The organism is Agathobacter sp., assembly GCF_977054825.1.
In genome coordinates this window covers 51,038-66,075 of the sequence record NZ_CDRTEH010000014.1, presented here as the reverse complement: position 1 = coordinate 66,075, position 15,038 = coordinate 51,038, and the positions used below count along the sequence as shown (strand labels likewise).

The 15,038-nt window shown below is 43.4% G+C and carries 14 protein-coding genes, 2 tRNA genes and 1 other RNA gene; 16 read left to right on the top strand and 1 reads right to left on the bottom strand.

From position 1 onward, the window contains the following. Positions 1–134: 134 nt before the first annotated feature. From ACW6PM_RS10700 to ACW6PM_RS10630, 15 genes are all read left to right on the top strand, one after another. Complete coding sequence (locus ACW6PM_RS10700) at positions 135–752, top strand: class I SAM-dependent methyltransferase (RefSeq protein WP_456057140.1); 618 nt, start codon at positions 135–137, stop codon at positions 750–752. Positions 753–909: 157 nt separating this feature from the next. After that, a complete protein-coding gene (locus ACW6PM_RS10695; RefSeq protein WP_456057139.1) occupies positions 910–1,143 on the top strand; it encodes a hypothetical protein in 234 nt (77 codons plus the stop codon). Between the two features lie 202 nt (positions 1,144–1,345). Next, complete coding sequence (locus tag ACW6PM_RS10690; protein WP_456057138.1) at positions 1,346–1,651, top strand: helix-turn-helix domain-containing protein; 306 nt, start codon at positions 1,346–1,348, stop codon at positions 1,649–1,651. 188 nt (positions 1,652–1,839) lie between these two features. Continuing rightward, positions 1,840–2,448: a hypothetical protein gene (locus ACW6PM_RS10685; RefSeq protein ID WP_456057137.1), complete on the top strand. Its 609-nt coding sequence runs from the start codon at positions 1,840–1,842 to the stop codon at positions 2,446–2,448. Between the two features lie 84 nt (positions 2,449–2,532). Beyond that, positions 2,533–3,048: a GNAT family N-acetyltransferase gene (locus ACW6PM_RS10680; protein ID WP_456057136.1), complete on the top strand. Its 516-nt coding sequence runs from the start codon at positions 2,533–2,535 to the stop codon at positions 3,046–3,048. Positions 3,049–3,145: 97 nt separating this feature from the next. Then, positions 3,146–3,230 (top strand) — tRNA-Leu (locus ACW6PM_RS10675). Between the two features lie 323 nt (positions 3,231–3,553). Continuing rightward, positions 3,554–4,588, top strand: a complete 1,035-nt coding sequence (locus ACW6PM_RS10670) for a threonine aldolase family protein (RefSeq protein WP_456057135.1) — start codon at positions 3,554–3,556, stop codon at positions 4,586–4,588. A 91-nt stretch (positions 4,589–4,679) separates the two neighbouring features. After that, positions 4,680–4,763: transfer RNA gene (locus tag ACW6PM_RS10665), tRNA-Leu, on the top strand. 152 nt (positions 4,764–4,915) lie between these two features. Next, the gene (locus ACW6PM_RS10660; protein ID WP_456057134.1) at positions 4,916–6,289 is read left to right on the top strand and encodes a hypothetical protein; all 1,374 of its coding nucleotides are present in this window, start codon (positions 4,916–4,918) and stop codon (positions 6,287–6,289) included. A 197-nt stretch (positions 6,290–6,486) separates the two neighbouring features. Next, positions 6,487–7,500 carry a deoxyguanosinetriphosphate triphosphohydrolase gene (locus tag ACW6PM_RS10655; protein ID WP_456057133.1) on the top strand — a complete coding sequence of 338 codons (1,014 nt, stop codon included), beginning with the start codon at positions 6,487–6,489 and terminating at the stop codon, positions 7,498–7,500. A gap of 54 nt (positions 7,501–7,554) precedes the next feature. After that, complete coding sequence (gene dnaG / locus ACW6PM_RS10650; RefSeq protein WP_308795996.1) at positions 7,555–9,327, top strand: DNA primase; 1,773 nt, start codon at positions 7,555–7,557, stop codon at positions 9,325–9,327. 13 nt (positions 9,328–9,340) lie between these two features. Beyond that, a complete protein-coding gene (rpoD, locus tag ACW6PM_RS10645; protein WP_117686310.1) occupies positions 9,341–10,597 on the top strand; it encodes an RNA polymerase sigma factor RpoD in 1,257 nt (418 codons plus the stop codon). A 1-nt stretch (position 10,598) separates the two neighbouring features. Beyond that, complete coding sequence (locus ACW6PM_RS10640; protein WP_306779884.1) at positions 10,599–11,342, top strand: tRNA (adenine(22)-N(1))-methyltransferase; 744 nt, start codon at positions 10,599–10,601, stop codon at positions 11,340–11,342. Beyond that, complete coding sequence (locus tag ACW6PM_RS10635) at positions 11,329–13,068, top strand: nucleoside kinase (RefSeq protein ID WP_456057132.1); 1,740 nt, start codon at positions 11,329–11,331, stop codon at positions 13,066–13,068. The genes ACW6PM_RS10640 and ACW6PM_RS10635 overlap by 14 nt, the downstream gene beginning before the upstream one ends. Further along, positions 13,061–13,873, top strand: a complete 813-nt coding sequence (locus tag ACW6PM_RS10630) for an alpha/beta hydrolase (protein WP_456057131.1) — start codon at positions 13,061–13,063, stop codon at positions 13,871–13,873. The genes ACW6PM_RS10635 and ACW6PM_RS10630 overlap by 8 nt, the downstream gene beginning before the upstream one ends. Positions 13,874–14,032: 159 nt before the next feature. Here ACW6PM_RS10630 and rnpB read toward each other — a convergent pair. Continuing rightward, positions 14,033–14,378: RNase P RNA component class A (gene rnpB, locus ACW6PM_RS10625), an RNA gene on the bottom strand. Between the two features lie 224 nt (positions 14,379–14,602). On the opposite strand from rnpB, the gene ACW6PM_RS10620 reads away from it, so the two are divergent. Then, positions 14,603–14,998, top strand: coding sequence for a hypothetical protein (locus ACW6PM_RS10620; RefSeq protein WP_306783021.1), 396 nt, complete (start codon positions 14,603–14,605; stop codon positions 14,996–14,998). Positions 14,999–15,038 lie beyond the last annotated feature (40 nt).

Below are 15,038 nucleotides of genomic sequence, written 5' to 3'. Positions count from 1 at the left end.
CGAACTTGTGAGTAGCGTATTGTTTACAATCGCCAAAGCATACACATCGAAGCAGTAAGAAGTATCCGCAAGGACTTTAATTTCTCGATGTGTTTGAGTATATTTGAACACATTTTGAGTGGCAGAAGAAGTATATGTTAGATAATAAAGGATTTGATTTGTGGGCAGATGGATATGACAAAACAGTTGGAATTTCGGATGAAGAGAATTGTTATCCGTTTGCCGGTTATAAAGAAATACTTGGAATGATTTATAAGAAGGTTCTTGAAATAGAAAACCCAACGATTCTTGATATCGGCTTCGGCACAGGAACGCTCACCACAAAATTATATGAAAAAGAGTGTGAAATATACGGGCAGGATTTTTCGGAAAGAATGATAGAATTAGCTCAAAAGAAAATGCCAAATGCACATTTATATCAGGGCGATTTTTCCAAAGGGCTGGTAGAATCGCTTTTACAGCATACATATGATTTTATTATTGCAACGTATTCCTTACATCACCTGACAGATGATGCGAAAATTCAATTTATTCAATTATTAAAAACATTATTAAAAGAGGGTGGTTGCATTCTGATTGGAGATGTGGCCTTTCAAACAAGATCAGATCTAGAAAAATGTCATAAGGAAAACAAGGATGGATGGGATGAGGATGAAATCTATTTTGTGGTAGATGAGTTAAAGAAAGCATTTCCTGAATTGGAATTTAATCAGGTATCTTATTGTGCAGGGTTACTGGTGATAAAGAAGTAAATACAAACCTGCAAGACAGTGTTCTTTTTGAACACCTGAAATAAAAACGGGGGCAGTATGAAGTAAGGAAAGTCAATTTTGGAAGAAATTGGAGTGGATTTTGCAGTAGGTACGAGATATAATAAAGGGAAGAGAAATGGGAAAGGAGTTGATATACATGGGTATTGCAGAATTAACAGCAAAGATAGAAAGCCTGTCTGCAGAAGATTATAATATGGTAATTATGCTTGTTAACAGATTATCTGAAAAGTCAGAAATCAATGGACTGAAAAGATTAAGTGAGAACGAGTTAGTAGAAGAACTTTCCGCATCAATCAGAAAAAGTGACACTGGAGCAACGAAGTCAGCAAGAGCAGTTTCAAAGAGCATGAGGGAGAAGTATGCAGTTTAATGTAGAACTTTCAGAGTTGGCAGAAAAGCAATATGATAAATAAGTTTTGCAAAGCATAGATATTTATTGGTTTATAGAGTGGTTGAAAGTAGTGTCATCATAGAAGGTATATATCACGAATTACAAGATTATGAAAATTCAATCATGTAAATTAGGGAGGATAGTGTTGAGATAGGAAACTGCTAAAAATAGGAGGATTTCTATGAGTTTATTATTTGAGGATTTAAAAGAAGGACTCGAGGAAGCTATAGCTTATGAGAAAGGATATGGAGCGGGTAGCGTAAAAACATATATGATTTTGCCGGTCAAAGAGTATAGTGGAAAAGAAATACGTGATATTAGGACAAAGGCGGGGATGACTCAAAGTGTATTTGCTTCATATATGGGAGTTTCAATTAAAACAGTGGAAGCATGGGAAGGTGGTAGAACTCATCCGACAGGACCAGTGTTCAGGCTTTTAGATATTCTTTCTAAAAACGAAGAAATGGAATATATTGTTGCTAAATGAGCATAGAAATGGGCAGTAGATTATCTGTCCGTTTTTTATAACATTACATGCAGTAGAATTCTTTTATTATGGCATATTAGTGGTAGAATGGCTGGTTTACTTTATTGTTAGAAGTTTTAAACAATAAATTTCAGTAATACTGAGAGACGAATTTGAAGTTAATGGATTAGGTTTGAGGTAAATGAAATATGGAAATCAACAACGATATAAATGAAATTGTTTATATGAAAAGAGATATAAAAAGTCATAGGATTTATGAAAAACATCCTAATTTGATGTTTGGCGTAATTATTCTTGTATGGGGATTGTTATTCTTTTTTGGATGTTTTTCGGATGTGTATTGGGTGTATTGGATGGTTTTAGTGATTATAATTGTCCCAATTACTATTTGGTATATAAAAAACAATGAAAAAACGAATTTGACTAAATCAAGTGCTTTTATTGAACGAGATGGTATCATTTACTATATTCGCCTTGGATATACGTTGGATTATCAACAATCTGGGATTCCATTTGGATTAAAAAAAGTAGCAATTGCGGAAGAAAATATGAAAAAAACAAAACATATTCAAGAAATTAGAGAATGTAAAAATACATTTTCAAGAGCATTGACAGAAGTATTAAATTCTAACAGTCTACCAAATGGGGTTGTGGAATTTTGTCAAATGGAGGATTGTCGATTAGAAAAAGAAACGAAGCAATGGGTATGGTTATCGTATTATAATTGTTATACACACAATCAGAGAGTAACGCAAAAGTTCAGAAATGTATATGATTTTTCATTTATAAGAAGGTAGTTTCATGTTCATTAGAGTACAAACTTCAAGCTTGCAAGCTTGAATCCCCTTGTCCATTATATTTAGTTGGAAATGAGAAACAGAATGAGAAAAATAGTAGCAGCTACAGAAGAAAATAAAGAAGAAATTTTAAAATTGTATAAGATACAGCTCGGCAGGGAGTATTGTCCATGGGACGATTCTTATCCGGGAATGAAGGAGATTGAGTTTGATCTTGGTAGAGAATCTTTGTTTGTAATGATTGATGGGCAGGAGCTTAATACGGATGCCGGAAGCAAAGAGGACAGGATTATCGCTGCGATTTCAATTGATGATGATCCGCAGGTGGAGAAGCTTGATTGCTGGAGCAGCAGACTGGCACCCGGAGCTGAGCTTTCAAGACTTGCGGTTCATCCGGATTTTCAGAATCAAAAAATTGCCAGACAAATGCTGGCATTTGGGATGGAAGAGCTCGCAAGGAGAGGGTACAAAAGTGTGCATTTTTTAGTCAACAAGCTCAATGTGAAGGCTCTGCGCTCGTATGCAGTGTTTGGATTTGAGACAGTGGGTGAATGCAGCCTGTTTGGGCAGTCGTTTTTGTGCTATGAAAAGAGTCTGTAAAAAAATATGATTTTTTTGAAAAAAGTGCTTGCATTTTTGAAAACAATCTGATATTATATACGAGTCGCGTGAGACAAGCGACGAAAACAAAATACATGCGGAAGTGTCGGAACTGGCAGACGAGCAAGACTAAGGATCTTGTGATTATTGCAATCGTGTGGGTTCAAGTCCCATCTTCCGCATTGAATAATAAGACAGGGACCAAGCAAAGCGTTTGGTCCCTGTCTTATTATTCAAAGCCGAAGCGAGCCTTGAACCCATGGTTCAAGGTCTCGCCTCCGGCTCGGTCGGCTCGTGGCATGAGGTCCCCCGGACCTCACTCGGTCTCCGCTCCGCTTCGGTCGTTGCAGAACAGACGTCCCCCGGACGTCTTGCAACCCATCTTCCGCGTGGCTTCGGTTATCGCGGGGCAGGCGCCCCATGGGTCTAAGGTCTCCGCTCCGCTTCGGTCGTTGCAGAGCAGGCGCTCTATATTGAATGATAAGACAGGAAAGGTAAGATTTTTATGATTAGATTTAATAACGATTACAACCGCGGTGCATTTGATTGCATTTTGAAGGCACTGGCAGATACAAATACAACCAGCTATCCGGGATATGGTGAGGATGAGTGGTGCGATAAGGCTGAGCAGATTATTAAGGGGCTTATTGGCAGAGATGATTCCATGATTAAATTCATTCCGGGTGCGACACAGGCCAATTATGTTGTGGTTGCGGCGGCTCTTTCACCGGTGCAGAGTGTGATTGCAGCGGATACGGGGCATATCAATTGCCACGAGGCGGCTTCTATTGAGAATACAGGGCATAAGATTCTTGCGCTCCCTAACACGGATGGTAAAATCAGTGCTGCGCAGATTGAGGCGTGTGCCGCAGAGTATTATGACAATGCAAGACCGGAGTATCTGACGGAGCCAAAGATGGTTTATATTTCATTTCCGACGGAGCAGGGTACTCTTTATACGAAAAGAGAGCTTTGCGATATCAGTGCTGTCTGCAAGAAATACGGCATGTACCTGTTTGTGGATGGAGCGAGAATGGGCTACGGACTGGGCTCTGATAAAAATGACCTTACACTCTGTGATTTTGCTGCGCTTTCGGATGTATTTTATATCGGTGGCACAAAGTGCGGTGCGCTCTTTGGCGAAGCACTGGTTATAAATGCTGAGGATATCAAGTATCGTTTTAAGGCCTATATGAAGCAAAACGGTGCAGTGCTTGCAAAGGGCTGGCTGATGGGCTTACAGTTTGCCACTATGCTTGAGAATGGCGATTATTTTGAAAAGACAAAGCGTGCAGATGAGCTTGCCATGCAGATTAAAGGGGCATTTGAACAGAAGAAGGTGCCGTTTTGGGTTGAGAGCTTTACAAATCAGCAGTTTGTAATATTATCGGATGAGCAGAAGAAGACGCTTGCCAAGAAGTACTATTTTGAAGAGATGGGAAGAGAGAAAGAGGGCACTGTAGTGCGCTTTTGCACCAGCTGGGCCACAAAACAGGAAGAGGTTGACGCACTGGTTTTAGATATATCAAAGCTGGTGTAGTAACAAATTTATAGTTTTTCGTACATTTCGTATGGTTTTTTAAATTTATGCTTGCATTATTCTAAACTTTTTGGTAGAATAATGCTTGTTCGCAGGAGTGGCGGAATTGGCAGACGCGCAGGCTTCAGGTGCCTGTGGTAGCAATATCGTGTGGGTTCAAGTCCCATCTCCTGCATTAACAGGGAAGTCGGTGAACGGCTTCCTATTTTATTTTATGCAGATATTTTTTATAGCCTTTTGGCTTTTAATGGTCTGTAACCGTTGCCTGCCACACTGAGGGGTACAGCAGTCACAGGAATTTGATTATTATGGAGATGGGATTGCAGCGTGAAGAGATTGAATCTATCTTATATTAATGTAATATGTGCGTTTGTTTTGTCCTTTGCTGTTATGGAGTATGTAACTCTTTTGATTGGCAGAGTGGGGGGATTTCCTGTGCTTGCAGGGGTGCTTGTGTCATATTCAGTTATGAGATATGGCAGCTTTGCAAGGAAAAATATGGCATGCTACATGGGTATCTATATGCTGACATGGTTTGTCGGCACGGTAGTATTATTCATTTCAAAATACTCAGGCTGGGGCAATATAAAAAAGCTTAGCCCGGCGCAGTATTTCAAGGCACTGTACGGCTCAACACTGTCAGAGATATGGGGATATTTTTTTGCAATTGTGCTCATGCTGACAGTGATTGCTTCGTTTTTTCCGCTTATCGTTATAAAAAGCAGGAAAATATATGGACAGTATGTGTTGGGAAATACGCTTATTTTGACGATAATACTCATACCGCTTAAATTTATAGATAAGAAATTTGTCAATCACAAGGTAATGTGGCAGGCAGGCTGCATGATGTCCTTTGTTGTGCTTTTACTTGTGCTTGAGATTTTCATTGTATACAGACTTGTGAAATACAGGTATTGCGATGAGCATGCAGACCGGCAGGTGCTTATTCACAGACGCAGGGTGCGAAGGAAAACATTAAAAGCTGTGATAGCGATTGTGCCGGTCGTTGTCATTGCAATTATTGTTGTCTATACATATTTTATGTCGCCTTCAAACGAGCCGGCTGAGTATGAAAGGGTCGCAAGCTGCATTACCAATGATGACAGGCTTGGGCCTATGGTTTATGACAGTCAGGTGTATATTCCGATAACCATAGAGCTTGACTATGCAGGGACTGGCAGTCCGCTTGGCTATATTGTATACAAGGATCAGGACTATAGCAGCAGGTACTATGAGGTTGCAGCATCAAACCTCTTATATATGAATAAGAACGGTGACGATACATATTTACAGATGGCCGGCAACGCATCAAATTCATACAAGAAGCTGTCTGTAGTTGAAAAAAGCAATTCCTGGAAGGACTGCAGCGTTTTTCTCATGTGGGATGAGGAGTGGCAGTCAGAGTCGCGCTACAGCAAGGATGTCACAGGCTATACGGAGTGCGATGAGGATTTCATAAAAAGTCTTGAGGATACCTTTGGTGCAGTGAAAATAAATCCGGCAGACTTCAAGGGCTATGATGCCTATTTTACAATAGAGGGCTACAAATCCATGAAGGATGCCGTAGAGAGTGACAGTCATGTGGGCACCTGGGTGGGCTGCATACTGGCAAAAGACGATAAATTTTACTATGGCAGCTACGACAATGAAATCACAGGCGGACAGCTTCAGATGCTGCGCCATGTGCTCGGTGGTAATTGATATAGCATTTAATTTTTGCCGAAAGAAAATTAAAGTAAAAAGAAATAAAAAAAGGATTTTTAAAAATCACGTCGAATAATAACTAGTGTAGAGCATAATTAGTGTAGAGCACTATTAGTGGAATGTAACGCTATTTGTTACATTTGTGTGTGAATAGCAGCAGAACATAACGACTGTGACAGCGAGGAGGCAGATAAATGACTATTCGCGAGCAGATAGAAAAGCGTGAGCAGGAAATACTTAGTCCGTTCGCATGCCTGAGCATCAACTCAAGAGGCAGGGACTATGATGAGCCGCAGTGCGATATCAGGCCTGTTTTTCAGCGGGACAGGGACCGGATACTGCATAGCAAGGCATTCAGGCGTCTGAAAAATAAGACACAGGTGTTTCTTACGCCAAAGGGCGACCATTACCGCACACGTATGTCGCATACGCTTGAGGTGTCGCAGAATGCCAGGACAATAGCCAAGGCACTGAGACTGAATGAGGATCTGGTGGAGGCTATAGCGCTGGGACACGATCTGGGGCATACACCGTTTGGACATGCGGGTGAGCGTATCCTCAATGAGATATACGAGGGTGGCTTTAAGCATAATGAGCAGAGTGTGCGCATAGTGGAGAAGCTCGAAAAGGACGGAGCAGGACTCAATCTGACCTGGGAGGTCAGAGATGGTATGCTAAATCACCAGACCTCGCTCATGCCACACACCTTAGAGGGCAAAATAGTCAGGCTTTCAGACAAGATAGCCTACATAAATTCAGACTTTGATGATGCAATCCGCGCACAGCTTTTGTGCGAGGATGATATACCGCTTGAGATAAGAAACACGCTTGGACACAGCACCAAGGCCAGGCTCAATCATATGGTGCACAATATCATCACAAACAGCATGGGAAAGGACGATATATGCATGTCAGAAGAGTCCGCGCAGGCAATGCAGGATTTGCGTAAATTTATGTTCGCAAACCTCTATAACAATCCAGTCGCAAAAAGCGAGGAGAAAAAGGCCAAGGCGATGCTCAAGCAGCTTTATTTCTATTATATGGAGCATATAGAGGAGCTGCCGCAGAAGTATCTCGTCATGCTAGGGCAGGGTGATGACAAGGGGCGCATCATATGCGACTATATATCAGGCATGACAGACCAGTATGCCACCACGAAGTTCCACGAGTATTTCGTACCGGTAGCCTGGGAAATAGATGGATATTGATTTTCGCCGGGTGACACAAATGACAACAAAGAAGAACAGTAAGGGGATGATAAAATGCCGTACTACTCTGACGAGCTTATAGAGGAGGTACGCTCGCGAAATGACATAGTCGATGTTATAGGAAGCTACGTGCATCTTCAGAAAAAGGGAAGTACCTATTTTGGATTATGCCCATTCCATAACGAAAAGACAGGATCCTTTTCCGTCTCACCGAATAAGCAGATGTACTATTGCTTCGGCTGTGGAGCCGGAGGCAATGTATTTACATTTCTCATGCAGTATGAGAACTTCACCTTCCCAGAGGCCATGCAGGAGCTTGCAGACCGTGTGGGAATTGAGCTTCCCAAGCAGGAGATGACATCAGCACAAAGGAGAGAAGCAGACAGGCGCACACAACTGCTTGAGATAAATAAAGAGGCTGCAAAGTATTTTTATATGCTGCTTCGTGGACCGAGAGGACAGAAGGCACATGAGTATTTCAAAAAGAGAGAGCTGTCCGATGAGACAATGCAGAAGTTCGGGCTTGGTTACTCGGACCAGTACAGTGATGATCTGTACAAGTATCTGCGCAGCAAGGGCTATGATGATGAGATACTTAAGGAGACAGGTCTTGTGACGATAGATGAGGTCAGAGGCGGGCACGATAAGTTCTGGAATCGTGCGATGTTTCCGATTATGGATGTGCACAACCGTGTCATAGGCTTTGGAGGCCGAGTGATGGGTGACGGAGAGCCAAAGTATTTAAACTCTCCGGAGACAAAGATATTTGATAAGAGCCGTAATCTTTACGGACTTAATATAGCAAGGAGCACGAGGAAAAACCAGCTCCTTTTGTGTGAGGGCTACATGGATGTCATAGCACTGCATCAGGCGGGCTTTGACAATGCGGTGGCGTCGCTTGGTACGGCGCTCACGAGCGGACATGCCTCACTATTAAAGAGATACACCAATGAGGTGTATCTGACATATGACAGTGATGGCGCCGGGGTAAAGGCAGCGCTGCGTGCGATTCCGATACTCAAGGAGGTAGGCATCACAACAAAGGTCATTAATATGCGGCCGTACAAGGACCCGGATGAGTTTATCAAGGCGCTTGGCGCACAGGAGTATGAGGAGCGTATCAAAAAGGCTGAAAACAGCTTTATGTTTCAGATACGGATCATGCAGGCAGGCTATGATATGGACGATCCCGAGTCAAAAACCGCATTTTATAATGAAATCGCAAAGAAGCTGCTTGGTTTTACCGAGGAGCTTGAGCGGACAAACTATACGCAGGCAGTGTCCAGAGAGTACAGCATACCATACGACGACTTAAGAAAGCTCGTAAACAGTATGGCAATGAAGGGCGGTATCGTAAAGCCCCAGACAAAGCTTAAAAGTGGAATCAATGAGAAAAATAAAAAGGAGGATGGCATGAAGCAGTCGCAGAAGCTTCTCCTCACATGGCTCATAGAGGATAATTCACTTTTTGACAGGATAAAGGGGCGTATCAGTGCAGATGACTTTACCGAAGAGCTGTACCACAAGGTGGCTAATGAGGTTTTTTCACAGTACGAGACTACGCATACAGTAAATCCGGCCAGGATAGTAAGCATGTTTACCGATGAGGACGAACAGCGTGAGGTGGCAGGGCTTTTCAATGCCACAATCCATCAGGTGGAGGGCAAAAATGACAAGGCAACCGCACTCAGGGAAACCGTTGTCCGTATCAAGCAAAACAGCATAGACTATCGCTCAAAGCATCTGGCACCTACAGATATGGAGGGCATGATGAGGATTATTGAGGATAAGCGAGCACTCGAAGAATTGCAAAAAATACCAGAATAAAGAGGAAAATAAAATGGCAAAGAAAAAGGAACAAAAAGACATGGCACAGGAGCAGGAGCAGAAACTGAAATTCCAGCAGAAGCTTATTGAGATTCTTGAGCTTGGAAAAAAGAAAAAGAATATGCTCGAATATCAGGAAATTGCAGATTTTTTCAAGGACTTAAATCTGGATCCGGAGAAGTTTGAGATGGTAATTGATTATCTCGAGCAAAACGGCATAGACGTGCTTAAAATCAGCAATGATGATGACGTGGATGATGATATCATACTCGACGATGAGGATGAGGTAGAGGTTGAAAAGATTGACCTCTCAGTACCGGAGGGAGTCAGCGTCGAGGATCCTGTCCGTATGTATCTTAAGGAAATCGGTAAGGTACCTCTTCTCTCAGCAGATGAGGAGATTGAGCTCGCCCAGAATATGGAGGACGGAGCGGTAGCAATCGAGAAGATTAATGTACTAAAGGGCCGCCTTGATGGTGCATCGGAAGAGGAAAAGGCTGAGATAAAGGAAGAAATAAAGACACTGCAGAGGGATGTGGACAAGGGAGCAGATGCCAAAAAGCGTCTTGCAGAAGCAAATCTGCGTCTTGTTGTCAGCATCGCAAAGAGATATGTGGGAAGAGGAATGCTTTTCCTTGACCTGATTCAGGAGGGAAACCTAGGTCTTATCAAGGCAGTTGAGAAGTTCGACTACAAGAAGGGCTACAAATTCTCTACATATGCCACATGGTGGATTCGCCAGGCTATCACAAGAGCCATAGCTGATCAGGCCAGAACAATCCGTATTCCTGTGCATATGGTTGAGACAATCAACAAGCTCATCCGTGTGTCAAGACAGCTCCTTCAGGAGCTTGGCAGAGAGCCTTCACCGGAGGAAATTGCCAAGGAGATGAACATGCCGGTAGAGCGTGTGCGTGAGATACTCAAGATATCACAGGAGCCTGTTTCACTTGAGACTCCAATCGGTGAGGAGGAGGATTCACATCTTGGTGATTTCATCAAGGATGATAATGTACCGGTTCCTGCTGATGCGGCAGCATTCACACTCCTTAAGGAGCAGCTTGAGGAGGTGCTTGGCACTCTTACAGAGAGAGAGCAGAAGGTACTCACACTCCGCTTTGGCTTAGAGGACGGCAGAGCCAGAACACTTGAAGAGGTAGGTAAGGAGTTCAACGTCACTCGTGAGCGTATCCGTCAGATTGAGGCAAAGGCGCTAAGAAAGCTTCGTCATCCAAGCAGAAGTAGAAAGCTAAAGGACTACTTAGAGTAAGATGATTAGGCTATCCAGAAGAATGAAGGCAGTGGCATCAATGGTCACGGCCGGCTACACGCTGTGTGATGTGGGAACCGACCATGGCTATGTGCCTATTGCCCTGGTGCAGGGTAATATAATACCGAAAGCAATTGCTGTTGATATAAATAAGGGACCGCTTGAACGCGCCAATGAGCATATACGGGCAAACGGTCTGACAGAGCAGATTACCACAAGGCTTTCCAATGGGCTTGAAGCGATACACGACGGAGAGGTTGACTCTATTGTCATAGCAGGAATGGGAGGAGAGCTTGTTATTCACATTTTAACCGCAGGGGAGACTGTGTGCAGGTCGGCAAAGGAGCTGATTCTGCAGCCACAGTCGGAAGTGAGCAAAGTCCGTGAATATGTAAGGAACACAGGCTATAAGATAGTTGATGAGGATATGATTTTGGAGGACGGAAAATACTATCCGATGTTCAGGTGTGTGCCGTGTGCGGACAATTCCGCATGGGACAATATGGACGAGACGACGGTTACTGTATGCGATTTGTACGGACCTGTACTTATCAAAAACGGTAATCCGGTGCTTCGGAAGTTCCTTGTCAGGGAACACCACAAGCTGGCTGCCATCATGCAGCAGCTAAGGACACAGGAGATGAGTGATTCCATCATGGACAGAATCGAGCAGATAAACGAGATGATGGCATACAATGAGGCAGCATATTCGACTATGGGGGCAATAAGAAATGCAGGAATATAGTGTGAAGGTGACCTTGCCGGATGGACAGGTCATGGCAGTGACAGCATCAGAAAGTGATACTTTAGAAGCCGTAGCAGACAGATTCAAGGATTATTATGAGGATGACATAATCCTTGGAATTGTAAACGGCAGGCTTCGTGAACTGAATAAGAAAATAAAAAGTGACTGTGAGCTTAGCTTTGTGACGACAGCTGACAGGGATGGCAGGCGTACATACAGAAGAAGTGTTGTGCTGCTTTTGCAGAGGGCTATATACGATGTATATGGCAGCATGACACAGCTTCATGTGATGCATTCGCTCGGAGAAGGCTATTATTGTCAGCTTGAGAAAGCAGTAGAGTGTGCAGACAGCCAACAGGAAAAATATAATGAAGATACAGACCAAGGCAACAGAGAAAACAGTGAGAAAAGCGTGACAGAGCATGATATCGACAGGATAGTATGCAGCATGTACTCATTTGTGGAAAAAGACCTCCCAATTACCAAGCACAGTGCAAAAACACAGTATGCGGAGCAGATTTTCAAGGAAAAAGGGCTGCATGATAAGGAGAGGCTATTGCACTACAGGAGAAGCTCCAGAGTCAATCTCTATGAGCTGGATGGTGTGGTGGATTATTTCTACGGATTTATGGCACCATCGACAGGCATGCTCAAATACTTTGATATAGTGCCGTATGAGAGTGGCTTTGTGCTTCTTTTTCCGGGTGCTCACAGCAGGAGTGTTGAGCCGCTTGTGACATCAAATAAGCTGTTTCACACGCTGGATGATTCCAGGGAATGGAGCAAGATGCTTGGAATAGGCACGATAGGCTCACTAAATGATGCGATTGCAGCCGGCAGGGGACAGGAAATCATGCTGCTTCAGGAGGCACTGATGGAGCAGAAGATAGGAAATCTTGCAGCGCAGATTGCTTCGGATGACAAAAAGAAATTTGTCATGATAGCAGGTCCTTCATCATCAGGCAAGACATCGTTTGCCAACAGACTCTCAATCCAGCTTATCGCAAAGGGCAGAAAGCCACATCCGTTAAGTCTGGATGACTACTATGTGGACAGGGAGTTTTGCCCGAAGCATCCGGACGGAAGCTTTGATTTTGAGTGCCTTGAATCTATTGATGTAAAGCTGTTCAATGAGGATATGAACAGGCTTCTTAAAGGAGAGGCTGTTGATATGCCTTTCTTCAATTTTAAGACAGGAAAGAGAGAGTACCGCGGAAGAAAGCTGACGCTGGGAGCTGATGATATACTTGTCATAGAAGGAATCCACGGCCTAAATGACAGGCTTTCACAGCTTATCCCACCTGAGCACAAGTTCAAAATCTATATTTCAGCGCTTACACAGCTCAATATTGACGAGCACAATCCTCTTTCCACCACAGATGAAAGACTTATACGCCGGATTGTGCGTGATGCGCGTACACGAGGTACCAATGCCATGGAGACCATCGCTATGTGGCCGTCTGTCAGAAAGGGTGAAAGGGAGAATATCTTTCCTTTCCAGGAACAGGCTGATGTGATGTTCAACTCTGCACTTGTGTATGAGCTTGCGGTACTCAAGGTGTATGCGGAGCCGTTGCTTTTTGGCATAGAAAGAGACTGCCCGGAGTATCTCGAGGCAAAGAGGCTGCTTAAGCTCTTAGACTACTTTCTTCCGATGCCGGCTGACGGCATACCAAACAATTCACTGCTTCGTGAGTTTGTAGGAGGAAGCTGCTTTAATGTTTAAAACTAAAAAATCCCGCATTCCGGCTGTGTATAGAATACTGCTTGTGGCAATTGCAGTCATGGCTATTGGCGGTATTGCCGTAAATTGTTATGTGGGAAATTATTATCGCGCAGATTCAATTGCGGAGGCTGCAATCGATTCAGACAGAGAGGTTGCGGTTACCATTGAAAAGAAGGACAAGCGTATACAGGCCACCCAGTACGACTTAAAGCTTAAGAATTATACGATAACCTTTGCACCGCAGGATAAGGAAAAAGCCACAAAGGCATTGATTTTTTATCCGGGAGGCAGGGTGCAGTATACGGCGTATGCGCCGCTGATGCATGAGCTTGCAAAGAATAATTTCGTGTGCATACTTGTACATATGCCGGGCAACCTCGCAGTATTGGACCAGAATGCAGCAGACGGTATCATTGAAAAATACAAGGAAATATACCCATCCATACAGGAATGGTACATGGGAGGCCACTCTTTAGGCGGAGCCATGGCTGCGGAATATGTGTCAAAGCATGTAGATGAGTTTGACGGACTATATCTTTTTGCAGCATATTCGACCGCTGACCTGTCGGATTCAGATCTGAGGGTTTTTAGTGTGTATGGCTCAGAGGATGGTGTGCTTGATATGGACAAATACCGCAAATACCGCTCAAACCTGCCGGAGGATACATATGAGTATGTCATTGATGGCGGGTGCCATTCTTATTTTGGAAGCTATGGTCTGCAAAAGGGAGACGGTACACCTGATGTGGCTTTCGAGGAGCAGATAGAGATGGCGGTAGACTTTATTACATACAACAGCAAATAATAGCTACCGGTAGACTGCATCATATACAATAGCAAATGATAGTTACCGGTAAATAATAAAATGCAACTGAGATATCTCAGTTGCATTTTTAATGGTGCACCTTGCGGCGCACGTTACTAATAAGTTATTTTACGAAACGCCAATAGGCTTTAGATTATTAAAATACGCAGGACGATAAGCCGGGTTATGTCGTTGAGTGATCATCTATCTAGGACGCCTGTTGCCAGACGCCTCAAGCGACCTACCTAAAGCTGGCGGGCCACGTCAAAGCTTTGTTTCGGTCTTGCTTCGGATGGGGTTTACATGTGCCCTCCCTGTTACCAGTGAGGCGGTAGTCTCTTACACTGCCATTCCACCCTTACCACAAAAGTGGCGGTATATTTCTGTTGCACTGTCCTTAGAGTTTCCTCCACCGGCCGTTAACCGGCATCCTGCCCTATGAAGCCCGGACTTTCCTCACCTGCGGTCTTTCGACACCTGCAGCCGCGATCACCTGTCCTGCATATTTATTTAATATACCAAGCATTTTTCCAAAAATCAAGCCTTTTTACCAACTTTAATAAACGAAATATAAAATGTTTCTTAAAAGACGATAGGTCTATTGACGGTTTTTATCTTCAATATTATCTTAATAATGTAAAGAGCGATTTAAAACCTCAAATTCTTAGCGTGGACACTGTATGAGGTAAGAATTTGGCTATAATGAAAATATAGGGCGAGGCGGTAATTATGAGAGAAAAATTTATCAGATTTATGAATGGAAGAAACGGGATGGACGAGCTTGCAAGGGCTGAGTCATGGGTAGTAATGATATTACTTTTGGTTTCAATATTTACAAGGTCGGCGATACTTGATATACTGGCTATAGGACTGATGATACATATGTATTTTCGTGTATTTTCGAGGAATGTAAACAAGCGCTATGCAGAGAATCAGAAGTTTTTAAATGCCAGGTATGAGTGGACCGTAAAGGCAGAGCGCAGGAAAAAGCGCTTTGCACAGAGAAAGCAGTACAAGTTCTTCAAGTGCCCTATGTGCAAGCAGGATGTCAGGGTGCCAAGAGGACATGGCAAGATCTGCATTACCTGTCCGAAGTGCCGTGAGCAGTTCGTGAGACGCAGCTAATATATAATTTTTAGCTTACATAAGAGCATGGAGAAAAGAA